Source organism: Parasedimentitalea nitratireducens (assembly GCF_057444295.1).
Genome location: NZ_JBYAXC010000003.1, coordinates 205,976 through 226,398 on the forward strand (window position 1 = coordinate 205,976; position 20,423 = coordinate 226,398).

Below are 20,423 nucleotides of genomic sequence, written 5' to 3' on the forward strand. Positions count from 1 at the left end.
CGCAGAGACAGCGCTTTTCCTTTGCCCATAGAAAGTCTGCCACCTTGGACGCGCATCTTGCCCGTATGTTGACCTCGTCGCGCCAGTGCCGCTGTTGCGGTGCTACCTTTGCGCAATTGCTCAGCTTGGCCTGTGACCGCCCGGACCTGTGCCCCGAGGATATGCCCGCCCAGGATAATTCGGCCATCCTTGCGGAAACGGGCGATGTGCTGACCGAAGATTTCTGCCGCATTGGTGATCTGCACTTCTTGCGCTGTGTCTTGGCAATCCCGCTCATCGGTGGTGATGAAGCTGAATTTGTTCTGGGAACCTGGGCCAGCGTCAGCCGCGAGGATTTCATCGACTATCTCGATCTGTTCGACATGCGCGAAACCGAGGGCTTAGGCGAACGCCCGGCCTGGCTGTCAAACGCCATCCCCCCAGGCATTGGTGAACCGGTTGCCGGCATGCTGCACATGCGCCCTCTGGGGCAATATCCCGAACTGATGATTTCGGAAACAAACCACCCCTTGCACCCGTTACAGAAAAACGGCGCTCAGCTCGAAGAAATGTTCGATCTGCTTTATTCTTATGGACATGACATGGCGTCCTTGGTTTATGACGCCTGAGAAATACCAAGACTAGAATTCAAGGGTGGTGCGGCCACCCGCCCTACATTTGCAACGGTCTGCGCAAGGACCTGCCCATCGGCAATCCGCTGCGCAACAACCCGCGCACCGCAATTTTCCTCTTCCTGTTCCCCCCAGTTCGCGGCTGCTAAGCGCCGCGACTGATACACCAGTTCGACTGCGCTGTTGCGGTCATGAGGATACGTACGATGACAAATTCAAAAGTGGCCAAACACGCCACCCAACGCCGTGCCATCAGCCAGGATTCACTCACCTTGATGGGCCTCTATGGTCCCAGCCAAGATCTGCGCGCCTTGATGCGGCTGCCCAATGGCCGGGTCAAACGGGTCAAACGTGGCACCCGCCTGTCCTCAGGCCGTATCGTCGGCATTGATGCACATGGGGTATTGCTGGAAAAAAACGGCACCACCCGGCGCTTAGAGATGCCAGGAGACTGACAGCCCTCTTGACCCGCTGATCCACTCGGACCACAAGGCTGCCATGACACAGAAACTTGCTCTCATCACAGGCGCCTCGCGCGGCCTGGGCGCGGCTCTGGCCGAAGCGCTGGCGCCCACTCACCACATCGTTGCCGTGGCCCGCACCACCGGCGCGCTGGAAGAACTGGACGACCGGATCAAGGCGGCTGGCGGCAGTGCGACACTGGCCCCGATGGATATCAACGACGCAGGTGCCATGGCGACCCTGTGCCGTGGCATCCATGACCGCTGGGGACAGCTTGATCTGTGGATGCATAGCGCCATCCATGCAGTCCCGCTTAGTCCTGCTAATTTTTCAGCTGGCAAAGACTGGGACAAATCACTGGCAACCAACACCAATGCCCCAGCCCTGCTGATCTCATATATTGCACCTCTGTTGGGGCATACGGGTCAGGCCGTGTTCTTTGATGACCCCCGTGCGGGAACCAAGTTCTTTGGAACCTATGGCGCCACCAAAGCCGCACAAATTTCCCTGGCCCGGTCCTGGGCAGCCGAAACCGAAAAAACCGGGCCCAAGGTGTCAATCGTCGCGCCAGAGCCTATGCCGACAGCCCTGCGCGCAAGGTTCTTCCCCGGTGAAGATCGCGATACGCTGACCAATCCGCTGGTTGAAGCCAAACGCCTGGTGGCAGAGCTACAGATTGGCTAGGCCAGTTCAACTCAATTGGATTGAAAACCCCAATCAGCGGTGCGTGCAAGCACGCACCCTACACTGAGCGGTACCTTTGGAAACAAGCCCCCCGGGGGCGGCATCTGGTTGAACACAAGCCAGGCACCGGTTCGATCACCCGTCATCAAAACCAATCTGCATGGCCCGGCAACCTACATGTCACGCAACAGCACATCCAATGACGCCAAGGACTTGCCCCATTTGCCGCCACCGCCTATTCATCTATAAAACCACTAGCTAAGGGCCCTTCATGCGCATTCTCATCACAAATGACGACGGCATCAGCGCACCGGGACTGGTGGTCTTGGAAAAGATCGCCCAGGCTTTGGCTGGACAACAGGGTGAAGTCTGGACCGTTGCCCCCGCATTTGAGCAATCCGGAGTGGGCCATTGCATCAGCTATACCCATCCCACCATGCTAACCAAACTGGGCGAGCGCCGCTTTGCCGCCGAAGGCTCTCCCGCTGACTGCGTATTGGCCGGGTTGCATGTGGTTATGAAAGACGCCCGGCCTGATCTGGTCTTGTCCGGCGTCAACCGCGGCAATAACTCGGCCGAAAATGCACTCTACTCAGGCACACTCGGGGCTGCAATCGAGGCCGCGTTGCAGGGTGTCCCGGCGATTGCCCTATCTCAGTATTTTGGCCCTAAGAACTACGAAACTGCCGCGCCGTTTGAAGCCGCTGCTGTACACGGGGCGCCACTGATTTCGCGCATCATCGAAGCAGGTGTTCAGTCCAATCAGGACTATGGGCTGTTCTACAACGTCAACTTCCCACCGGTCCCCGCCGCCGAGGTCAAGGGCACCCGCGTTGTTGCCCAAGGTCTTAGACCAGGCACATCCTTCACCGCCGAGCCGCAGCTATCACCCACCGGGCGCCCATACCTGTGGATCAAGGGCGGCGACCAACATATTCCGACCGCGCCAAACACCGATGCTGCAGCCAATCTGGACGGCTATATTTCAGTCACGCCCATGCGCGCCGATCTCACGGCCCATGACGCACTGGAGGCCCTGAAAGTCATCCAATGAGCAGTCCTGATCCCGAAACAAAGATGCAGTTCCTGTTTGCGCTCCGCTCCAAAGGCGTGACCGAAGCGCGGGTACTGAATGCGATGGAAGAAGTCGACCGCGGGCCGTTTATTCGTGGGCTGTTTGCCCAGCGTGCCTATGAAGACATGCCTCTGCCCATCGCCTGTGGCCAGACCATTTCGCAACCCTCTGTGGTTGGGCTTATGACACAGGCGCTGCAGATCTCGCCCCGTGACACTGTTCTCGAGGTTGGCACCGGGTCGGGCTATCAGGCAGCCATCCTGTCAAAGCTGGCCCGCCGCGTTTATACAATCGATCGTCACGCCCGTCTGGTGCGCGAAGCCAGACAGATATTCGAGCAACTGCAACTGGCCAATATCACCTCATTGGTCGGCGACGGCAGCCATGGGTTACCCGACCAGGCCCCGTTTGACCGTATCCTAGTTACCGCAGCTGCCGAAGATCCTCCGGGGCCACTCTTGGCGCAACTCAAGGTTGGCGGTATCATGGTGGTGCCTGTAGGCCAGTCGGACACCGTGCAAACCCTGATCAGGGTGCAAAAGACTGAAGACGGGCTGGAATATGACGAATTGCGCCCAGTTCGCTTTGTCCCGCTGCTTGAGGGACTGGGCAAAGAGACATAAGAGTACCACCGACCGGTCGCCGTTCTGGCTGACCAATTGAACGAGTGATAGAAACCCTCGGCGAAAAAGGGGGATCGCTTTTGCAGGAGAGCAGAATGACAATGACATCACCTTCGACCCGGCTGAAACGCGGCACAGCCCTGGTGCTGGTGCTGGGATTGACCGCAGCCTGTGACGGCGCCCTTGATTATGATCTGCGCGGTCAGGTTGGGGCTTTCAACACCTCAAACGCAGCGCAGAATGCTACCACCGGCCGCCCGGCTGCAGATGACCGTGGGCTGATCACCTATCCCAACTACCAGGTCGCTGTTGCAAAACGTGGTGACACCGTTGCAGATGTCGCCAACCGTATCGGTATGTCAGTAGATGAAATTGCGCGCTTCAACGGCGTGCAGCCCACCGACAATCTGCGCCCCGGCGAAGTTCTCGCCCTGCCCCGTCGCGCCCCAGACGAAGTGATCTCAACCGGCAACGGAGCCAATCCAGGCTCGGTGGATATTGAATCCCTAGCAGGTCCAGCCATCGATGGCTCGGCCCCCACCTCGCCCAATCCCGGCTCGGTAACCACAACCCAATTGCAGCCCACCCCTACAAAGGTTGAAAAACCGCAGGTTCAGGACGGCCCCGAGCCAGTCCGCCACAAGGTGGCCCGCGGCGAGACCGCCTATACCGTGTCGCGGCTCTATCAGGTGCCGGTCAAGGCCCTCGCCGAATGGAACGGCCTGGGCAGCGACTTTGCCATACGCGAGGGGCAATTCCTGCTGATCCCTCTCAAAGATCAGTCTGCCCCGGCTCAAGCCACTCCTGTCGCCACCACACAGGTGACCGAACCTGGACAGGGCACCACCACCCCTACCCCGCCAAGTTCGACGAAACCCCTGCCACAGGAAACGGTTGCCCCAGCAGCGGAAGTGGTCGCCCTCCCCGAAGTAGCAGTCCCGGCCCCGAGTCGCAGCAGCCAGGCGGCCATGGGCTACCCGGTTCAGGGCAAGATCATCCGGACTTACAAGAAGGGCAAGAATGACGGTATCGATATTGCCGCTGCTCCCGGCACTCCGGTCAAGGCGGCCCGTGGCGGCACTGTTGCTGCTATCACCGAAGATTCCAACAAGGTGCCGATCATTGTGATCCGTCACGATGAAAAACTGCTGACGGTCTATGCCAACGTCGACAACATCGAGGTGAACAAAGGCGACAAGGTCAAGCGTGGTCAGACCATTGCGGCGCTGCGCAGCGGTGACAATGCCTATGTACATTTCGAAGTGCGTGACGGGTTCGATTCCGTCGACCCGCTGCCCTACTTGCAGTAAACCAACGGGCATCGCGCCTTGGCACCATGCCTGCGGTGCCAGTATCTAGCGCAAAAAGAAAAACTGGGGCGCGCTGTCAGCGCAGCGCAATCCCCTGCCGCCCGGCCAGATCGACAAAGAACTGCCAAGCCACCCGGCCTGACCGCGCGCCGCGCGTCGCTTGCCACTCAATGGCCTCGGCACGGAGCTGCGCGGCATCTGTCTTCACACCATAAGCGGTGCAATAACCATCAATCATCGCCAAGTATTCATCCTGATCACAAGGATGGAAACCCAACCACAGCCCAAAGCGATCCGACAGCGACACCTTTTCCTCAACCGCTTCGGACGGGTTGATGGCGCTGGAGCGTTCGTTTTCGATCATGTCGCGCGGCATCAGATGGCGTCGGTTTGAGGTGGCATAGAACACCACATTCTCGGGCCGCCCCTCGATTCCACCATCCAGCACCGCCTTCAGGCTTTTGTAATGCTGGTCATCATGGCTGAATGACAGGTCATCACAGAACAGAATAAACCGATGCGGTGCGTCACGCAGATGATGCAGCAACCGCGCCACCGATGGCAGGTCTTCGCGCTGCAGCTCCACCAGTTTCAGATCTGGGTGATCTGCGAGCAACGCGCCATGCACCGCCTTGACTAGGCTCGACTTACCCATGCCCCGCGCGCCCCACAACAGGGCGTTGTTGGCACCATGGCCACGGGCAAAGCGACGGGAGTTTTCCAACAGCGTATCCCGCGATCGGTTGATGCCGACCAGAAGGTCCAGGTCCACCCGGCTGATATCGGCCACTGGCTCCAACCGTTCGGGCTCCACATGCCAGACAAAGGCCGAGGCCGCGTTGAAATCAGGTGCCGCCAGCGGCGCCGGAGCCATCCGCTCCAATGCTTCGGCAATACGGGTGAGTGTGGTCTGATCCATGGGGGCCTCCGTCTGTCCTTGGAGGGTTTCAAACCACGTTCCACACGGGTCGGCAAGAGCCCCCGTTTGGCGAAACCCTGCCAACAGAAAGCCGCGCCCCCAAAATCGCAAAAAATCGTCTATACTACCCGCAGCCAGATGAAAGGAGACCACAATGCTCTACCCTCTCGCCACGCTCGAAGCCGACAAGCTGAGCGCCATTCAGGACCTTGAAAAGACCATCGGCAGCCCCCTGGTGGCACTGGCAGGTGTCGAGGCCAAAACGGCCCAGTTGCCGGACGACAAGGTGCAAAAACTGCAGGAGCTAGAAGAGGAGTTGGGCGTTGTGCTGGTTGCAGTGCGACCAAATTAGTCCTCCCACTCGAGTCGGAGGACAACATGCTGCCCTTCCAATCCCTTTAAAGAAAACGAATCTGGTTTGGTAAATCGGAAACCCGTCGTTCCACCAACCATCTCCCGAGTGGCGTTGGAGACTAGTATCTCACCCGATTTGGCATGAGTGGTTATCCGAGCGGCCATATTCACGACGGTGCCAAAGAAATCACCACGCGTTTGAACAACATCACCTGTGTGTATGCCAATCCGCAATCCTAAGCGTGGCTCTTCTTCTATCGCCGCAACTCGTCCCTGCATTTCAATTGCAGCCGCAAGCGCCTCGTGTGCGGAAGAGAAGCTCGACATAGTGCCATCACCAAGTGACTTAACAAACTGGCCGTGATGGGACTGAACGACATCTTCCACGACCTGGAAGTGATCGTTTACGACAACTGACCATTGCTGGTCACCTAACGTTGCAACCAGCTTTGTGCTGCCTTCCAGATCAGTGAATAAAACGGAAGCTAGACCTTCAGTCTGATTCAATGCGGGGCCTTCATCACGCGCAGTGTCCACCAGACGTTGGATTTCTTTTTGCTCCCTGCCCATATGGACAATATTTGGAACCGGAGCCGATCCATGGCGCTGCATGATTTTCCACCCCGCGCCTTCCAGTACAAAAACAAGTGTGGTGCGTTGGATGCTTGCCTCGGGCAAACCTTCAAAATGGATACGATGCACAAAAGAGGACCAGCCGGTTTCACCGTTTTCAAAGGCTTCCGCCTCCTCTTCCTCAACAGAGATCAATGAAGGAATCTCAGCAAAAAAACCAGCTACCCCATCACCGACCACTGACCCGTTCCAATATTCGTTGTCCGCGGTTCCGATAAAACGCAACTCTTCCGAAGCGGACATGAAGTCTCTCAAGATTTCAGTGTTCCCGGTTAAAATCGCCTGATGCCAGCGCCTTGAAACCGCAAGAAGTTCTGGTGATGTCCGGATCATCTTTTTAGCCTCGCTTTCGGCTCAGGAGAGTGTTCTCTAGTACCTCCTCTGAAAACACCCGAAGACCGCAGCTTTAAACTACAATTCAGTCGCGGCATTTGAATTGAATGAACCAGCCCTGACCAAGCGCAAATTTCGACAACACTCGCCTAAACAATCAACCTAGTGCGCCAAACGAAAAAGGCGCGCCATCTCTGGCACGCCTATCTATCTTCTAAGCCTCAGACTTACTTGTGCTTGCTGTCATCCACTTCGTCAAAGTGAGGTTCAAACTCTTCGCCGTCATCCTCATCTTCTTCGTCGTCATCATCATAGTACCCGTCGGCCCGCAGCTTGGCTTCGCGTTTCACCTCAACCCGGCCAACCAGAAAGATCGAAATCTCATACAGGCCGTAGACCACGGTAAACAGGATGAGCTGTGTGATCACATCCGGCGGTGTCACCAGTGCCGCCAGCAGCAGAATGCCAACCATCGCGTATTTACGCACTGATTTCAGCCCGTCTGCACTCACCAGACCAGCCTTACCCATCAGTGTCAGCAGAACCGGCAGCTGGAAACACAGACCAAAGGCCATGATGAACTTCAGAGTGATATCCAGCGACTCGTTCACCTTACCAAAGAAGGTGATCCTGATCCCGTCACTGGTTTCCGGCACCACTGCGGCATCAGCCGGGAGCTCACTCACGGATCCAGACATCAGATTGGCAAAGATCGACGACACATCTGCAAAGCCCAGGAAAAATGACATGGCCAGCGGGGTGACGACAAAATGCGCAAATGACGCGCCTAGCAGGAACATCAAAGGTGACGCCGCAAGGAACGGCAAAAATGCCGACTTCTCGGTCTTATAAAGACCCGGCGCCACAAACCGCCATAGCTGAAACCCAATCACCGGAAACGACAGTGCAAATCCAAAGACCATCGAGATCCGGAACAGAGTGAACAGATACTCCTGCGGGCTGGTGTACTGCAAGGTAGGCGACGGATCGCCCAGTTCTCGCAGCGTTGCCTCGATTGGCCCTAGCAGGAACTGCAGGATCGGTTCAGCCACAGTGAACGCCAGGATAACCCCAACCGCGAAGGCCCCCACTGCCCGGATCAACCGGTTACGCAGCTCGGCCAGATGCTCGATCAACGGCGCCGAGCTGTCTTCTATATCTTCAGTCTGGCTCATGATTTACTCTCGTCATCACTCTTCAGCGCCGCCTCGGCTTCTTCCGCCTTGGCCAGAGCCTCAGCTGCTTCGCGCGCTTTGCGCTCAGCCGCTGTGCGTGCTGTCGCAGCCTGGATCTTCTTAGCGTCCTCAGCCCGTTCAGCAGCCAGTTTCCCGGTCTCGCTGTCCGGGTCAAACTTGCCCAGATCCGGGCCCTTGCCAGTCAGATCCATGCTTTTGGCCATATCCTGGGCCGCGTCACGCACCCCGTCCATAGCCGTTGACATCGGATTGGCGGCCGCCTTGAGACCTTTGCTGACATCCTTGATACCAGACTGATCCGCAGCATCGTTCATGGCGCTGCTAAACTCGCGCGCCATGCCCTTGGCCTTACCAACAAACCTTCCAACCGTGCGGAACATCACTGGCAGGTCCTTGGGGCCAACCACGATCAGCGCAACAACGCCGACCACCAGCATTTCGGTCATTCCCAAATCGAACATTGCGGGTTACGCCTTGTCTTTGTCGGTCTCGGTTTCCGGGGTCACGTCCTTGGCAGCTTCAGCGGCATCTTCTTCCAGTTCTTTCTGGCCTTCGTTGATGCCCTTCTTGAACGAGGTGATGCCCTTGCCCACTTCACCCATCAATGAACTAATTTTGCCACGGCCAAATAGCACCAGAACCACAACAGCAATCAGCAGCAAGCCCGGCAGTCCAATATTTCCCAAACCCATTTTACTTCTCCTTTAGTCTCGGCAGCTATCCGCGCCGTATATTCGTTTCACTAGTGGTTCTACGCCTCAAGCGAATTGATCGAAAGCAACAACCCCATCGCAACAGCTCTTTCGAGAGCAATTTTGCACTTTTTCTCACCCGCGCGAAACCCAACTGACAGGTTTATGTCAGTTGCCCCCTGCTAGGTCCAGAGCGTCAACACACATAGGAGATGACAAATGAAAAACGCAGTTGCTGAAATCGTGACCTTCGCCCTGGCCGACACTGTAAAATCAGCTGACTTTGTAGAAATCAGCAAAGGAACCGAATCCTTCGTGCGCTCTATGCCCGGCTTTGTGCACCGCCAGCTGAGCGAAGGGGAAGACGGAAAATGGACAGACTATGTCATCTGGGACAGCATGGAAGCCGCCCAAGCAGCCTCCGAGGCCTTTATGAAAGCTGAATGTGCCGGGGCCCTGATGACCGCTATCGCTCCTGACACCGTCAACATGCGCCACGAGAACGTCCTGTGGAAGATGGCCGCTTGACGCGGTAGGTCAGAACGGCACAAGGATAGACCCATGCGCCGCTCTGACCGCCTCTTTGATATCATCCAGATCCTGCGCGACGGCAAATTGCACCGCGCCCAGGACATCGCGGACCGGCTCGAAGTGTCGGTCCGCACCATCTACCGCGACATGGACACGCTGGTCGCCAGTGGTGTCCCGGTCGAGGGCGAGCGCGGTGTGGGCTATATGGTGCGCGAGGCGATCACTCTGCCCCCCGTGACCCTGACCACCGCCGAGCTTGAAGCGCTAAACCTTGGCATGGCCATCGTCGCCGAGGCCGCCGACGAGGATCTCAAAGCCGCCGCGCAATCCCTAGCCGATAAGATCGACGCCGTGCTTCCCACAAGCACCGTGGCCGAGGCGGATGCCTGGAAATTTGCCGTCTACCCATTCTCTAACGCCACCCTTGGCTTTACCCACATGCCCGCCCTGCGCGCCGCGATCAAAGCCCGGCAAAAGCTGAAACTGGACTACCGCCGCATCGACGGCGTGCTGACCCACCGCACCATCCGCCCGCTGCACATGGAATACTGGGGCCGCGTCTGGACCCTGACATCGTGGTGCGAAACCCGCGAAGATTTCCGCGTCTTCCGTGTTGACCTGATCGAAACCGCCACCCCCCTGCCCGAGCTATTTGTCGATGAGCCGGGCAAACGGTTGGCTGATTATCAGGCCTATGTGGACAATGGGTTGTAAAAGCCTAATGCACTTAGCAGCTAAGTTGACCGCAAAGCGCCAAGGACACCAATTGGCTGCGTGGCACTCTACTTGCGTGAAAGGTGTCGGTAAGCTTCCTCAGCACTGCGAAAACCATAAGGCCTTGGTGTGTAACGATGGTTTGCCTTAACAAAAAACAAAGCCTTTAGACGTAAACCCGCCGGGAGATTATTGATTTGTTCAACTAGGTGAGACCTTGCCACGGGCTTTTGGTTGTCTTGAAGGAAGTCAAGTTCAAGCCTTCTGAAGGATATATAAGCACCCAGAAAACGTTTATTGTCTTTTGGCCAAACAGTGTTGTCACGAAGTAACGAAGTTACCCGATCATAGTATTCCTGTGAAACAGCGCAGTCTTTCAAGTAAAGACTGGCGTCAGCCACCAGAGTGAGAACGCGCTCCTCATTTGGGAATTTTCGAGACAGCGAAAGCGCTTTCTGGAAACCTTTTGAGTAATCTCCTGATGTGAGTGTTCTCCGAATAGAGGCTAAGGCAATACGAATTCTAACTTCAGTGAAATACATTTATTTCCTCGGCGAATTCAGTTTTTTACAGCTAGTTTAATAGGAACGCTTCGCCGCGTGGGCGGTGAAGAAGCAACATTTTGCCCAGAAAAAATGGTCTTCTATCTTTCGAGTTACAATAAGGCTGCAACTTTAAACCGCTGTCATATCCCTAATCAACAAACGCCGGCATTGTCCGCATAGCAGACTATAGCACTTCGCGCAGCAAACAACCGATACCAGCCCTTGCCCCCTGCTCCAAGTCGCAGCGCTGAACTCAGGTTTGAACCAACCCCTCAATTGCGCTGCGCACAAGGTCCTCGGGTTTCGACCATCCGTAACTGCTAATGGTAATTAGATTATGCGCGATCCCATGCAAAACACACAGCAGCAACTCAGACTTCAAACGCTGTGTGGATTGATCCACCCTTTTACCCAAAGCCGCCGACAAAGCATCGTGGAGAACGTCAAACCGCGCCGGTGTTGCATCTGCCTCTAGAAAACCACGCACCTCGGCCTGGCTGATCCCCTTGGACATGAACACCATGAAATAGTGATCACGGTTGTCCAGCCAGTAGGTGACATAGCGTAGTGCCAATGCCTGTATGCAGGCCTGTGGATCAGGCTCCCGCACTGCAATTTGATCAAGCTCGTCAAACAGATCCGCAAACACCTTCACCCAAAGGGCCCGAAGAATATCGATTTTGCTGTCAAAGTATTTGTACAGGGTCATCGGCGTAAGATTGGCCTCCTGCGCAAGGCGCCGCATCGACACTGCCTCGTAACCTTCGGTCTGAAAAAGCCGTAACGCGCAAGACGAGATTTTCGCACGCATGTCCGCGATCTGTTTTTCTGTGCGCGGAGGGCGACCTCTCGCCCCTTTTCCCCGTTCACGTTGTGCCATTTGCATCCTTTCGCAAGGCCTGTCGCCCCTGTTGACATCTATCATTTTTAAAATATAACGCGTTATACAAATAAATGCGAGACATAAAATGCGCAATCGTCCCCTAATTGGCGCCCCCATCCTTCGGGGCTTCCAGACCGACAAAACCGGCAGGCAGGGTGGTCGAATTTACAATCCAGAAGACGGCAAGACTTTTCGCGCCCATTTGCAGCTGCTGCCAAACGATGAATTACGGGGGACTGGCTGCCAGGGTCCTCTGTGCCGTAGCCAGAAATGGCCCTGCATCCTCACCAACCAGACAGACGAGTAATTCGATATGCCAACACCAAACACACCTCGCAGCCTGAGCGCAAAAGAGCTTGGGTTCTATCGCATCTTATTTCTAATCTCGGCGATCTGGAACTTTGCAGGTGCCTTCCCGGGACTTTATGACAGCGCCGGAATGTTCGAGCGCGAATTCAGCCGCCAATTGGCAGATCCGATCATGATTGCAATCTATCGTGGCGCTTGGGGAACGGCGTTTCTATACGGCCTTGGGTTTCTCATGGTCGCCTTCAATCCGATACGCCATACCGGAGTGGTGCTGATGGGCGGACTGGGTAAGGCGCTTTTTGCCCTGAACTTGCTTGTCATGTATCTGAACGGCTGGACAACAGATTTCGCAATTATGGTCATTGGCGGCGACGTGGTTTTTGTCTTTCTATTCGCGGTCTATTTCCTCCGCCTAAGGCATCACGGCCATGCCCTGATCTGACAATGGTCCCTTATGGTTTTGGCTGACCTCACCCACCCGCGCAGTTGCTCAATAGTTGTGACCGGATAGATCACTCTTTCTCTGGCGGCACAGCCCGCTGGTAAAGATGCCATGTGGTATGGCCAAGGATCGGCAAGGTGAAGATCAGGCCCAGAAAAGCCGGAACCAGCGACAGCAGCATGGTGATCGAGATAATCGCCGCCCAGGTAAGCATGGCCACCGGGTTTTCCGTGACAACGCGAACCGAGGTTAGCATAGCGGTCACAAAATTGGTCTCGCGGTCCAGCAGCATCGGCATCGCCACAACCGTCACCGTGAACAGTGCGGCCGACAGCACCGCGCCTGCGCATGTGCCAATTGCAAGGAAGGTCCAACCTTCGGGCGTGAAGAACACGATGTGCAAAAAACCGTCAAAATCCGAAAACGAGGCATCCTTGAGGATGATCGCCAGCCAAAGCCGGACCTGGTAAATCCAGAACCAGAAAATGAACAGCGTGACAAAGGCCATCCAACCCAACTCGCGTTTGCGCTGCTTGACCATGACAGTAAGGATATCTGACCAGCCGAAACTCTCCCCCCTCTGCAACCGGCGCGACATTTCATAAAGCCCGGCAGCGGCAAAAGGCGCGACAAGCGGAAAGCCCACCAAGGCGGGCGGGATCATCCAGATTTTGCCGAGCCAGAACAGGCTCCAGACAAACAACAGGCCAAACACCGCATAGAATAGGCCAAAGAAACCGCTCATAACGGGGCGTGCCAGAAAGTCTGAAAACCCGGCCTTGAGCGACTCGGTAATATCCACCGATGTCAGCGAGTTGACCTTGGGCATGAGTGTCGGCCGCGGCGGCAGTTTTTGCGGTCTTTTGGATCCCGAGGTTTTGGACGTCATGGCATACTCCTCCCAAAGCATGGCACCACGCTGGCCAGTTTGCAAAATGACCCAGCTGTGAAGCGCGCATCCCCTCTGCACATAAGTGTGCATCAGCCAAGGCATTGGGGCAAGGGGGCCGTATTTTCTGCGCATCTCGCCAGTCAGACCATTGTCAATTTCCCAGCAACAGGTGATCCGGCCCTTACCCTAAACCACTCGTAGCAAAATCTGCAGTGCCAGTCCGGCCACTACAGCACCTGCCAGTATCTCCAGCACCGCAGCGGCGCGCAAGGCCGCCGTTCCCTGCATCTGCAACAAAGCCCCCTTGCGCAGGGTCACCGCCGCCACCGCCACCGCCACGGTCAAACAAGCGGTGCCCAGCCCCATGGCAAAAGCCCCGGCGATCCCCGCCCACAGGATACCCATGCGCCAGGTCAGCAGCAATAGAAACACAGCCCCCGTGCAGGGCCGTACCGCCACCACGCCAACAATCGCCAGCGCCTCACGCAGCGATGACACCTCGGCCGCTTCCTCTAGTGTAGGCCCATGCCGATGGCCGCAGGAGGGGCAGGTTCCGTCGTCGTGGTCATGCGAAGGGGAATGTTGATGCCCGCAGGCCGTTGCAGGTTGGGCAACCACTTGGCTCGCAAAAAGTCTACGCAGCCCGCGCAGTAGCAGCCACAGCCCCACTAGCCCTATCAAGGCATAAGACAGCGGCGCCATGACATCTTCGGCAACCGAGGTAAGCTGTTCGCGCCCCCAGTCCAGCACCAACAAACCGCCCACCACCAGCAGCACCGCCATAGCCGCCTGCGCCAATGAGGACGCAACCGACAGCCCCGCCAACCGCATCAATGGCACAGGCTTACCCAGCCCATAGCCGCCGATCACCAGCTTGCCATGCCCCGGCCCGGCCGCGTGAAAGAACCCATAGGCAAAACATAAGGTCAACAATCCAGCAAAAGCTCCTGGCTCTCCGGCCCGCAGAGCGCGCAGCCCCCGGGCCAGTGCATTCTGCACCTCGCGCTGCCCCTCGGCGGCCCAGACCAGCACCAGGGTCGCGCCGCCAAACAGCCACAGCCAGGCCGCAAGCCCCGCAATCACTGTTGCTGCCAGATAGATCCCCCAGCGCATCTTAGCCCTCGCAGCTCAAATTCACGGTATCGGCAAAAGCTTCGCCTACTTCGGGATAGGCATCTTCGGCCTGATCCGCAGGCATCGCATAGAGCATCTCTTCAACCTTGTCATAGGCCGCATTCAGATCCGGCGGAGTAGCGCTGCCGTTGCAGTTGCCGGTCACTTCCAGCCGCTGATCGAGCCTATAGGCCGTGTAAAACGTCGGATCATAGGCCTTGATCTTCACACCCTCGGCCGAGACGGTCTCAACCAGCGCCCGCCGGTGCTGCGTTGTGATACGCCCCTGCGATACCTCGGTTACAAGATGCTCGGGTGAGCCCAGCGTCACCGGTGCGCCATCCCTACTCGCATAGACATCGCCCTCAAAGCCCTCGCTCCAACTCAGATCAAACCCCTGAAGTTTCGACATTTCTTCGGCGGTCAGCTCTCCATCAAAGTCCGCATCCAGCTCAAGATCCTCAAAAATCAACAGCGAGTAGAATTCGTCATAGGCCCAAGTCACCTCAACCGATTCCAACTGTCCGGCGTCCGAAACAATCACCCTCAGCGAGGTGTCGACAAAAATATGCGGATGGGCCCCGGCGCTTACCGGGATCAGGGCAACAGCTGCAAGCACGGACAGAAAGTGTTTCATGCCCTCTTCCTTATGCCCAGGTCGCGGCTGGGGCAAGATGCGCCCCAAGTTCAGGCAGGAACTAGCCTATTGTTTTCACAGACACTTGCCCTGCCCTCGCCCCAATTTCTCGTATTGCTTTAACAACCGCGCTCGCTACACTTTTCCCCAGCAAAGGAGATCACCACTATGGCTAAGCCCCTTGTTCTAGCCGCTGCCGCCACCCTGCTCTGTGGGTCTCTGGCTGCGCAAACCTCTCTGAAATCCATGCCTGTCATGCTCACTCCCGATACCGACCACGGCACCTGCAGCATCGGCCTGCAAGTGAACGCTGGTGGCGCCAAACTTCGCGCGGGCCCTGGGGCCGAATATCCTGTCATCAAGGTTCTCAAGGCTGGCCACGTCGTGTCCGGCTGTGACGAACACAATGGTTGGGACGGAGTCATTGATGGGCTAGATGAAAGCTGCAGCGTTGGTATCTCCGTTGCCAAAAAACGCCCCTACAGCGGTGCCTGCGCCAGTGGCTGGATTGACCAGCACAGCCTCACCTCAATCTACGGCTAACGCGCTACCAGAGTCCCGACCCGCCAATCAAAAACACCAAATTCAAACTCGCTAGCGCTGGGTTATGGTACGACAGGCTACATTGAAGGAATTGCATTGTGTTCACGCCTAATAATTGCATTGCCAAAATCTCAGCCCTTGTCCTAAGCGTGTTGGCGCCACTCCCGGCCCTCGCACAATCCCAATCGGAACAAGCCTTTGCCCGCAAAATTCTGACCAACCTGCAGGCCAATTCCTTTGCCCAAAACCGGGAATATTGTGGTATTATCGGGCTCACCGAAACCGGCGGTCTCATCGCCTCGGCCCCACGCAAAGGACGACGCGACTCCTGCCGCCCCAAAGACCCCCGCGGTGCAGTGGAAATCATCGCCAGTTACCACACCCACGCAGGCTTTGACCCGGATGCCGACAGCGAGGTGCCCTCATCCAATGATTTGATCGGCGACATGGAGGAAGGTCTTGACGGCTACGTCTCCACGCCCGGCGGTCGATTGTGGTTCATCGACGGCCAATCTGGCACTGCCCGCCAACTTTGTGGCCTGGGTTGCCTGCCTTCTGATCCCGCGTTTGTCCCCGGCGAATGGGGCCCCATCAAACAGCGCTACACCCTGTCAGATCTGGAATGGCGCCAGTACTAAATCGACGCCATTGTACCGTGACACCGTACCGCCCCTACCAGTTAAGGTTTTTCCAAATCTATGCAGCGATCTCTACCTGTACCTTGCCATCATGTAAGACACAGACGGTGTTGAAAAGCTGCCCCATTGGAGGGGCACGCCCCAAGCTAGGCCATAGTCAAACGACCTAACTGGGTAGCAACACTCAAACAGGTTTCAAATTTTTGCTGCGAGCTGGTAAAAGTTCAGGCCTGGTTTAAGGCTGGCTTTGCGTATTCTCTAACGCTGATCGAGATTGCTTCCAACCATGGGGCCGCACAACGGCGACTGTGCGGACTTTGCGGCCCCCCGCGATTATGTTGTACCAATCGTTTCTCTTGACCGTGGCCGGTCCAATACCCGATTGGCTTTTCCATTTTCTGGGCGATACTCGACTGAATTGCCTTTGGCGTCACTGAGATAGAGCCTGCCGCAAGAACGGCACTCCCAAGCCAAACGACTTGGGAGTGCTCGCCTGACGCTCATACACAGTTTTTCGCGATCTTCTTCTTTGCTTTCAATGGCTTCATCAATGGTGTCGAGGAAATAAAAATAGTTCTTATCACCAATAATGTAAGCTTTGTACGATAGATAATCCGTTTGATCAGGGATTACCTCACCGCAAGTGCATTTGATTTTCATTGCTTGGGGCCACTGTTTCGTTACGTACCGTTCGTTGCAGACAGCTTGGCCGTGGAATCCCATTTTTTCAAGTATTTGTCTGTGTAGGTCTGGGCTCTAAGCGTTCATTTACACGCCTCAGTGCAAGCGATTGGGACCTGCCTAACCAACAAAGCAATGCCAACCACTTCTGCAAAGCTTCTGTTGCGAAATCCCCCATTTACACCCTGCAGTTGATTTATCCACAACCCAACGCTATACGCACTGTTCTGTCTCAACCCCGAACCCCACGGAAGTACGATGTAATCGCCGCGCACATATCTCAACCAAGACCCTGACTGCGTAAGTCGGGTGTCTTTTTGCGACCAAACACATCATCGAGACTATTATGAATATTCTGAAATACCCGCGGACGCGGCACATCGAAGGCTCGCGCCTTCAACTGGGCGATATGGCGGATGACAAACCTATCAAAGACCTCAGCGGCCAAACTCTGATCGTCGAAGAAAAGCTTGACGGCGCCAACTCTGCCATCTCTTTTGACAGGGCTGGCAGCCTTTTGCTGCAAAGCCGAGGTCACTACCTGACTGGCGGTGGCCGCGAGCGTCATTTCGACCTGCTCAAGACATGGGCGGCGGCCCATGCCCATGTCCTGCATCCGGTGCTTGGGGCGCGTTTTGTGATGTACGGCGAATGGGTGTACGCCAAGCACACGGTCTTTTACGACCGCCTGCCCCATTACTTTATGGAGTTTGACGTCCTGGATCGCGACACCGGAGCGTTTCTCAGCACCGCTGCCCGGCGATCTTTGCTGACAGGGCTGCCGATCATGCCCGTCCCGTTGCTGCACCAGGGAGAGATTACATCTGTTGATCATCTCAACAGCATGACCCGCCCGACGCCCTACAAGTCAGCGAATTGGCATCAGGCCCTGGCCCAAGCCGCCGCGCGCTCTGGCAGCCGTCCGGATATGGTCGATCAACAGACCGAAGACAGTGATCTGGCCGAAGGTCTCTACCTGAAACTGGAAGACGCAGACCAGGTACAAGACCGGTTCAAGTTTGTCCGCGCCGATTTCATACAAGCCATCGAGGCTGCGGATGGCCATTGGCACGACCGCCCGATCCTGCCGAACGCCTTGGCCGACGGGGTCGATATCTTTGCCCCCGTGCTTGGGGTGAAAGGGGCCTATGATGCATAAGCTCTTGAAACCCACGGTCAGCCACGACCACCTGCTATCGCTGCTCCCAACTGGCCCGCTCTGGCGGGTCGATTGGGCTGCAATCTGGCCGCTATGGCCTGAATTGGCGACACTGGACAGCTGCCCCCAAGACCCGATCCACCATGCCGAGGGCGATGTGGGCACCCATACGCGCATGGTGGTCGAGGCACTGGTGTCCAACCCCGAATGGCAAGCGCTCTCACCTCACGACCAAAGCTATCTGTTTTGGGCGGCGGTGCTGCACGATGTGGGCAAGCCTGCTGTCACCAAACACGAAGAAGGCGGACGCATTTCTTCTCGTGGCCATTCGCGCGTGGGGGCCAGCATTGCCCGGCACTTGCTGTGGCAGGCCGGGTCACCCTTTGCCTGGCGAGAAGCGCTCTGTGGGATTATCACCAACCACCAACTGCCATTCTGGCTGATTGAACGGCCTGATCCGCTGCGGCTCGCAATCGAGACCTCGTGGCGCTGCCGACCTGATCATCTGTGCCTGCACGCCACAGCCGATGCACAGGGGCGGTTGTGTCAAGATCAACAAGCAATCCTTGAAAGTGTCAACCTTGCTACGCTGACCTTTCAAGAGGCGGGGTGCATGACAGGGCCGTTCCCCTTCGCCAACGACGAAAGCCGCGTTGCGTTCTTTGACCTTGAAGACCGTGACCCGTTTTACGCAGCCTTTGAAGACTACAAATGTACTGTTACGGTGATGTCTGGCCTACCCGGCGCAGGCAAAGACACTTGGGCTGCCAAACATCGGCCGGACCACCCCGTCGTCAGCCTTGACCTGATCCGGGATGAGTTGGGCATTTCAGCCACCGACAACCAAGGCCGGGTCATCCAGGCCGCCCAAGAGCGGGCCAGAGAGTATCTGCGAGCAGGCACAGATTTTGTCTGGAACGCCACCAACGTTACCCGTCAGAACAGATCCAAAGTTCTGCGACTTCTACGCGACTACTGCGCCCGGATCGAGATCATTTACATTGAAGTCAGCCCCGACCAGTTGCGCCGACAAAACAAGGATCGCCCCGACGCTGTTCCAGATGCGGTGATCTCCCATCTGGCCCAGAAACTGGAACCACCCGAAATGTGGGAAGCCCATAATGTGTCGATTGTGGCGTCGTCGCATTAGGTCGTTTCGCCTAAAGCCCACAGCCATGCAGCTCACGACTTCTGTCAATTGAGCGCAAAGCAGACGCTGCGCGACTGTAAAAACCAAGTAGGGTTGTATTCGGCAAATGAGGAACCCGTGGAACTACCAATTGAATTTTTCATAGTGGCGGGTTTTGCGATCACGTTAACCAGCGTCTCCAAGGCCGGGTTTGCCGGGGGCTTGGGGTGCCATTGATGTCGCTTTATGTCGCGCCACAACTTGCGCTCACCATCCAGATGCCAACCCTGATCCTGGGCGTCTATATCGGCTTTCGCCTTCACAAGGTTGTCAGCCAGGACCTGTTTATGAAAATCTCCTATGTCCTCCTTGGTCTGGCAGGGATCCGGCTCGTTTGGGAGCCGATCACGTCACTGATTTAAAATCATTACTCGGGGCAGCCGCCCCAAAAATACTTATCTCACCATATTTTAGGAAAGAGAGAACTATGACAAATTGCAAAGCAACATTCGATGCCATCAACACACCAGCTGATTTCCTGGTCAAGGTCGCCTCGGTCGCCGAGATGTCAGAGCGGGAAAAATCACAGCTGTTTTCGGTGTTCAACGAGTACGGCGCCGCCATTCTGGAACATGCCCCCTCAGATACTCCCGAACGCAATCTGATCGATCTTGGTCCGTATCTTGGCAATCTGGTTGGCCATGACCGCGCTGATCCCAACGGCATCACCACCATCGCCAACCTGCCGGGGCACGACGGTTATCTTGGGGCCAGCCACGTTGATCACCCGCTTCATACCGGTGGCGTGTACTCGGACGAGCCGCCGATCATCATTCTGCTGCAATGTATCCGCCAATCCAGTGTCGGCGGCGAAACCACGCTGGTCAGCTCCAAGAAAGTCTATGATCACCTGAAAGCCGTTGACCCAGCCGGACTTGCCCGCCTATCCGCGCCTGGCAGCCTGTCCATCAAACGAGGCGACGCCGTGGCCTCGCGCCCCGTGTTTGACAAAAACTACCTTGGCAACGGCAAATACATGTTCACCTTCCGATGTGATGACGTGATCGAGTTTGGCCTAAATCCCGCCAGTCTGGTCACCACCCTCGCCGAGATCAAAAACTTCATCGACGCCCCGGAAAATCAGGTGCGGTTCCGGCTAAAGGAAAACCAGATCCTGGTTGCTGACAACGCCTCGGTCATGCATGCGCGCACCTCATTCCCCGCACACGAAAATCGCAAGCTGCTCAGGCTCACGCTTGATGGCAAGGCTGAAAACACCGGCTTCCCGCTGAACTTGGGGTTTGACTGACGTTAG

General features: G+C 56.5%; 28 protein-coding genes. 17 read left to right on the forward strand and 11 right to left on the reverse strand.

What is annotated here, in order from left to right; genetic code table 11:
• Nucleotides 1-65: 65 nt before the first annotated feature.
• The 6 genes from AC2T28_RS11635 to AC2T28_RS11660 all read left to right on the forward strand — a co-directional run bounded on the left by AC2T28_RS11635 (nucleotide 66) and on the right by AC2T28_RS11660 (nucleotide 4,765).
• On the forward strand, nucleotides 66-608 hold the full coding sequence (locus AC2T28_RS11635; protein WP_486749520.1) for a DUF2199 domain-containing protein: 543 nt from the start codon (nucleotides 66-68) through the stop codon (nucleotides 606-608).
• Nucleotides 609-817: 209 nt separating this feature from the next.
• A complete protein-coding gene (locus AC2T28_RS11640) occupies nucleotides 818-1,066 on the forward strand; it encodes a hypothetical protein (RefSeq protein WP_486749158.1) in 249 nt (82 codons plus the stop codon).
• Nucleotides 1,067-1,109: 43 nt separating this feature from the next.
• A complete protein-coding gene (locus AC2T28_RS11645) occupies nucleotides 1,110-1,757 on the forward strand; it encodes an SDR family NAD(P)-dependent oxidoreductase (RefSeq protein ID WP_486749159.1) in 648 nt (215 codons plus the stop codon).
• Nucleotides 1,758-2,028: 271 nt separating this feature from the next.
• Nucleotides 2,029-2,811 (forward strand): 5'/3'-nucleotidase SurE, encoded by a 783-nt coding sequence (gene surE / locus AC2T28_RS11650; RefSeq protein WP_486749160.1) that lies wholly within the window; start codon nucleotides 2,029-2,031, stop codon nucleotides 2,809-2,811.
• On the forward strand, nucleotides 2,808-3,455 hold the full coding sequence (locus AC2T28_RS11655; protein ID WP_486749161.1) for a protein-L-isoaspartate(D-aspartate) O-methyltransferase: 648 nt from the start codon (nucleotides 2,808-2,810) through the stop codon (nucleotides 3,453-3,455). Before surE ends, AC2T28_RS11655 begins: the two co-directional genes overlap by 4 nt.
• Nucleotides 3,456-3,550: 95 nt before the next feature.
• The gene (locus tag AC2T28_RS11660; RefSeq protein WP_486749162.1) at nucleotides 3,551-4,765 is read left to right on the forward strand and encodes a peptidoglycan DD-metalloendopeptidase family protein; all 1,215 of its coding nucleotides are present in this window, start codon (nucleotides 3,551-3,553) and stop codon (nucleotides 4,763-4,765) included.
• A gap of 76 nt (nucleotides 4,766-4,841) precedes the next feature.
• Here AC2T28_RS11660 and AC2T28_RS11665 read toward each other — a convergent pair whose 3' ends face one another.
• Nucleotides 4,842-5,684 (reverse strand): ATP-binding protein, encoded by an 843-nt coding sequence (locus AC2T28_RS11665; protein ID WP_486749163.1) that lies wholly within the window; start codon nucleotides 5,682-5,684, stop codon nucleotides 4,842-4,844.
• A 154-nt stretch (nucleotides 5,685-5,838) separates the two neighbouring features.
• Between AC2T28_RS11665 and AC2T28_RS11670 the strand changes: the two genes are divergently transcribed.
• Nucleotides 5,839-6,036 (forward strand): hypothetical protein, encoded by a 198-nt coding sequence (locus tag AC2T28_RS11670; protein ID WP_486749164.1) that lies wholly within the window; start codon nucleotides 5,839-5,841, stop codon nucleotides 6,034-6,036.
• Here AC2T28_RS11670 and AC2T28_RS11675 read toward each other — a convergent pair.
• The 4 genes from AC2T28_RS11675 to AC2T28_RS11690 form a co-directional block, all read right to left on the reverse strand.
• Nucleotides 6,033-7,004, reverse strand: coding sequence for an adenylate/guanylate cyclase domain-containing protein (locus AC2T28_RS11675; RefSeq protein ID WP_486749165.1), 972 nt, complete (start codon nucleotides 7,002-7,004; stop codon nucleotides 6,033-6,035). The genes AC2T28_RS11670 and AC2T28_RS11675 overlap by 4 nt on opposite strands.
• A 227-nt stretch (nucleotides 7,005-7,231) precedes the next feature.
• Nucleotides 7,232-8,179, reverse strand: a complete 948-nt coding sequence (gene tatC, locus AC2T28_RS11680) for a twin-arginine translocase subunit TatC (RefSeq protein WP_486749166.1) — start codon at nucleotides 8,177-8,179, stop codon at nucleotides 7,232-7,234.
• Nucleotides 8,176-8,661, reverse strand: coding sequence for a Sec-independent protein translocase protein TatB (gene tatB / locus AC2T28_RS11685; protein WP_486749167.1), 486 nt, complete (start codon nucleotides 8,659-8,661; stop codon nucleotides 8,176-8,178). Before tatB ends, tatC begins: the two co-directional genes overlap by 4 nt.
• 6 nt (nucleotides 8,662-8,667) lie before the next feature.
• Nucleotides 8,668-8,892 carry a twin-arginine translocase TatA/TatE family subunit gene (locus tag AC2T28_RS11690; RefSeq protein ID WP_486749168.1) on the reverse strand — a complete coding sequence of 75 codons (225 nt, stop codon included), beginning with the start codon at nucleotides 8,890-8,892 and terminating at the stop codon, nucleotides 8,668-8,670.
• A 219-nt stretch (nucleotides 8,893-9,111) separates the two neighbouring features.
• Here AC2T28_RS11690 and AC2T28_RS11695 point away from each other — a divergent pair, with 219 nt between their 5' ends.
• Together AC2T28_RS11695 and AC2T28_RS11700 are read left to right on the forward strand one after the other, a co-directional pair.
• Nucleotides 9,112-9,420 carry an antibiotic biosynthesis monooxygenase family protein gene (locus AC2T28_RS11695; RefSeq protein ID WP_486749169.1) on the forward strand — a complete coding sequence of 103 codons (309 nt, stop codon included), beginning with the start codon at nucleotides 9,112-9,114 and terminating at the stop codon, nucleotides 9,418-9,420.
• Between the two features lie 33 nt (nucleotides 9,421-9,453).
• On the forward strand, nucleotides 9,454-10,137 hold the full coding sequence (locus AC2T28_RS11700) for a helix-turn-helix transcriptional regulator (RefSeq protein ID WP_486749170.1): 684 nt from the start codon (nucleotides 9,454-9,456) through the stop codon (nucleotides 10,135-10,137).
• 68 nt (nucleotides 10,138-10,205) lie between these two features.
• Here AC2T28_RS11700 and AC2T28_RS11705 read toward each other — a convergent pair whose 3' ends face one another.
• Both AC2T28_RS11705 and AC2T28_RS11710 read right to left on the reverse strand, forming a co-directional pair.
• Complete coding sequence (locus AC2T28_RS11705; protein ID WP_486749171.1) at nucleotides 10,206-10,679, reverse strand: hypothetical protein; 474 nt, start codon at nucleotides 10,677-10,679, stop codon at nucleotides 10,206-10,208.
• A 256-nt stretch (nucleotides 10,680-10,935) separates the two neighbouring features.
• Entirely contained in the window at nucleotides 10,936-11,493 is a 558-nt protein-coding gene (locus tag AC2T28_RS11710; protein WP_486749172.1) for a TetR/AcrR family transcriptional regulator, read from the reverse strand.
• 157 nt (nucleotides 11,494-11,650) lie between these two features.
• On the opposite strand from AC2T28_RS11710, the gene AC2T28_RS11715 reads away from it, so the two are divergent.
• Together AC2T28_RS11715 and AC2T28_RS11720 are read left to right on the forward strand one after the other, a co-directional pair.
• Entirely contained in the window at nucleotides 11,651-11,872 is a 222-nt protein-coding gene (locus AC2T28_RS11715; RefSeq protein ID WP_486749173.1) for a DUF2147 domain-containing protein, read from the forward strand.
• 6 nt (nucleotides 11,873-11,878) lie between these two features.
• On the forward strand, nucleotides 11,879-12,316 hold the full coding sequence (locus AC2T28_RS11720) for a hypothetical protein (protein ID WP_486749174.1): 438 nt from the start codon (nucleotides 11,879-11,881) through the stop codon (nucleotides 12,314-12,316).
• A 70-nt stretch (nucleotides 12,317-12,386) separates the two neighbouring features.
• Here the strand turns inward: AC2T28_RS11720 and AC2T28_RS11725 are convergent, their stop codons facing one another.
• The 3 genes from AC2T28_RS11725 to AC2T28_RS11735 all read right to left on the reverse strand — a co-directional run bounded on the left by AC2T28_RS11725 (nucleotide 12,387) and on the right by AC2T28_RS11735 (nucleotide 14,958).
• Nucleotides 12,387-13,205: a DUF2189 domain-containing protein gene (locus AC2T28_RS11725; protein ID WP_486749175.1), complete on the reverse strand. Its 819-nt coding sequence runs from the start codon at nucleotides 13,203-13,205 to the stop codon at nucleotides 12,387-12,389.
• Nucleotides 13,206-13,394: 189 nt separating this feature from the next.
• Nucleotides 13,395-14,321 carry a nickel/cobalt transporter gene (locus AC2T28_RS11730; RefSeq protein ID WP_486749176.1) on the reverse strand — a complete coding sequence of 309 codons (927 nt, stop codon included), beginning with the start codon at nucleotides 14,319-14,321 and terminating at the stop codon, nucleotides 13,395-13,397.
• A gap of 1 nt (nucleotide 14,322) precedes the next feature.
• Nucleotides 14,323-14,958 (reverse strand): DUF1007 family protein, encoded by a 636-nt coding sequence (locus AC2T28_RS11735; protein ID WP_486749177.1) that lies wholly within the window; start codon nucleotides 14,956-14,958, stop codon nucleotides 14,323-14,325.
• Nucleotides 14,959-15,126: 168 nt separating this feature from the next.
• On the opposite strand from AC2T28_RS11735, the gene AC2T28_RS11740 reads away from it, so the two are divergent.
• Nucleotides 15,127-15,501: an SH3 domain-containing protein gene (locus AC2T28_RS11740; RefSeq protein WP_486749178.1), complete on the forward strand. Its 375-nt coding sequence runs from the start codon at nucleotides 15,127-15,129 to the stop codon at nucleotides 15,499-15,501.
• Nucleotides 15,502-15,650: 149 nt separating this feature from the next.
• On the forward strand, nucleotides 15,651-16,139 hold the full coding sequence (locus AC2T28_RS11745; RefSeq protein WP_486749179.1) for a DUF4329 domain-containing protein: 489 nt from the start codon (nucleotides 15,651-15,653) through the stop codon (nucleotides 16,137-16,139).
• 333 nt (nucleotides 16,140-16,472) lie between these two features.
• On the opposite strand, the gene AC2T28_RS11750 is transcribed toward AC2T28_RS11745, so the two are convergent.
• Nucleotides 16,473-16,799 (reverse strand): hypothetical protein, encoded by a 327-nt coding sequence (locus tag AC2T28_RS11750; protein WP_486749180.1) that lies wholly within the window; start codon nucleotides 16,797-16,799, stop codon nucleotides 16,473-16,475.
• A gap of 367 nt (nucleotides 16,800-17,166) precedes the next feature.
• Between AC2T28_RS11750 and AC2T28_RS11755 the strand changes: the two genes are divergently transcribed.
• From AC2T28_RS11755 to AC2T28_RS11770, 4 genes are all read left to right on the forward strand, one after another.
• Nucleotides 17,167-17,979, forward strand: a complete 813-nt coding sequence (locus AC2T28_RS11755) for an RNA ligase family protein (RefSeq protein ID WP_486749181.1) — start codon at nucleotides 17,167-17,169, stop codon at nucleotides 17,977-17,979.
• The gene (locus AC2T28_RS11760; protein WP_486749182.1) at nucleotides 17,972-19,129 is read left to right on the forward strand and encodes an AAA family ATPase; all 1,158 of its coding nucleotides are present in this window, start codon (nucleotides 17,972-17,974) and stop codon (nucleotides 19,127-19,129) included. The genes AC2T28_RS11755 and AC2T28_RS11760 overlap by 8 nt, the downstream gene beginning before the upstream one ends.
• A 215-nt stretch (nucleotides 19,130-19,344) precedes the next feature.
• Nucleotides 19,345-19,530 carry a hypothetical protein gene (locus AC2T28_RS11765; RefSeq protein WP_486749183.1) on the forward strand — a complete coding sequence of 62 codons (186 nt, stop codon included), beginning with the start codon at nucleotides 19,345-19,347 and terminating at the stop codon, nucleotides 19,528-19,530.
• 65 nt (nucleotides 19,531-19,595) lie between these two features.
• Entirely contained in the window at nucleotides 19,596-20,417 is an 822-nt protein-coding gene (locus AC2T28_RS11770; RefSeq protein WP_486749184.1) for a TauD/TfdA family dioxygenase, read from the forward strand.
• The last annotated feature ends 6 nt before the right edge of the window (nucleotides 20,418-20,423 follow it).

Excerpts from the sequence above, each read along its gene's own strand:
- AC2T28_RS11635 (WP_486749520.1), top strand. The coding sequence starts at position 66 with ATGTTGACCTCGTCGCGCCAGTGCCGCTGTTGCGGTGCTACCTTTGCG.
- AC2T28_RS11640 (WP_486749158.1), top strand. The coding sequence starts at position 818 with ATGACAAATTCAAAAGTGGCCAAACACGCCACCCAACGCCGTGCCATC.
- AC2T28_RS11645 (WP_486749159.1), top strand. The coding sequence starts at position 1,110 with ATGACACAGAAACTTGCTCTCATCACAGGCGCCTCGCGCGGCCTGGGC.
- surE (WP_486749160.1), top strand. The coding sequence starts at position 2,029 with ATGCGCATTCTCATCACAAATGACGACGGCATCAGCGCACCGGGACTG.
- AC2T28_RS11655 (WP_486749161.1), top strand. The coding sequence starts at position 2,808 with ATGAGCAGTCCTGATCCCGAAACAAAGATGCAGTTCCTGTTTGCGCTC.
- AC2T28_RS11660 (WP_486749162.1), top strand. The coding sequence starts at position 3,551 with ATGACAATGACATCACCTTCGACCCGGCTGAAACGCGGCACAGCCCTG.
- AC2T28_RS11665 (WP_486749163.1), bottom strand. The coding sequence starts at position 5,684 with ATGGATCAGACCACACTCACCCGTATTGCCGAAGCATTGGAGCGGATG.
- AC2T28_RS11670 (WP_486749164.1), top strand. The coding sequence starts at position 5,839 with ATGCTCTACCCTCTCGCCACGCTCGAAGCCGACAAGCTGAGCGCCATT.
- AC2T28_RS11675 (WP_486749165.1), bottom strand. The coding sequence starts at position 7,004 with ATGATCCGGACATCACCAGAACTTCTTGCGGTTTCAAGGCGCTGGCAT.
- tatC (WP_486749166.1), bottom strand. The coding sequence starts at position 8,179 with ATGAGCCAGACTGAAGATATAGAAGACAGCTCGGCGCCGTTGATCGAG.
- tatB (WP_486749167.1), bottom strand. The coding sequence starts at position 8,661 with ATGTTCGATTTGGGAATGACCGAAATGCTGGTGGTCGGCGTTGTTGCG.
- AC2T28_RS11690 (WP_486749168.1), bottom strand. The coding sequence starts at position 8,892 with ATGGGTTTGGGAAATATTGGACTGCCGGGCTTGCTGCTGATTGCTGTT.
- AC2T28_RS11695 (WP_486749169.1), top strand. The coding sequence starts at position 9,112 with ATGAAAAACGCAGTTGCTGAAATCGTGACCTTCGCCCTGGCCGACACT.
- AC2T28_RS11700 (WP_486749170.1), top strand. The coding sequence starts at position 9,454 with ATGCGCCGCTCTGACCGCCTCTTTGATATCATCCAGATCCTGCGCGAC.
- AC2T28_RS11705 (WP_486749171.1), bottom strand. The coding sequence starts at position 10,679 with ATGTATTTCACTGAAGTTAGAATTCGTATTGCCTTAGCCTCTATTCGG.
- AC2T28_RS11710 (WP_486749172.1), bottom strand. The coding sequence starts at position 11,493 with ATGCGTGCGAAAATCTCGTCTTGCGCGTTACGGCTTTTTCAGACCGAA.
- AC2T28_RS11715 (WP_486749173.1), top strand. The coding sequence starts at position 11,651 with ATGCGCAATCGTCCCCTAATTGGCGCCCCCATCCTTCGGGGCTTCCAG.
- AC2T28_RS11720 (WP_486749174.1), top strand. The coding sequence starts at position 11,879 with ATGCCAACACCAAACACACCTCGCAGCCTGAGCGCAAAAGAGCTTGGG.
- AC2T28_RS11725 (WP_486749175.1), bottom strand. The coding sequence starts at position 13,205 with ATGACGTCCAAAACCTCGGGATCCAAAAGACCGCAAAAACTGCCGCCG.
- AC2T28_RS11730 (WP_486749176.1), bottom strand. The coding sequence starts at position 14,321 with ATGCGCTGGGGGATCTATCTGGCAGCAACAGTGATTGCGGGGCTTGCG.
- AC2T28_RS11735 (WP_486749177.1), bottom strand. The coding sequence starts at position 14,958 with ATGAAACACTTTCTGTCCGTGCTTGCAGCTGTTGCCCTGATCCCGGTA.
- AC2T28_RS11740 (WP_486749178.1), top strand. The coding sequence starts at position 15,127 with ATGGCTAAGCCCCTTGTTCTAGCCGCTGCCGCCACCCTGCTCTGTGGG.
- AC2T28_RS11750 (WP_486749180.1), bottom strand. The coding sequence starts at position 16,799 with ATGAAAATCAAATGCACTTGCGGTGAGGTAATCCCTGATCAAACGGAT.
- AC2T28_RS11755 (WP_486749181.1), top strand. The coding sequence starts at position 17,167 with ATGAATATTCTGAAATACCCGCGGACGCGGCACATCGAAGGCTCGCGC.
- AC2T28_RS11760 (WP_486749182.1), top strand. The coding sequence starts at position 17,972 with ATGCATAAGCTCTTGAAACCCACGGTCAGCCACGACCACCTGCTATCG.
- AC2T28_RS11765 (WP_486749183.1), top strand. The coding sequence starts at position 19,345 with ATGTCGCTTTATGTCGCGCCACAACTTGCGCTCACCATCCAGATGCCA.
- AC2T28_RS11770 (WP_486749184.1), top strand. The coding sequence starts at position 19,596 with ATGACAAATTGCAAAGCAACATTCGATGCCATCAACACACCAGCTGAT.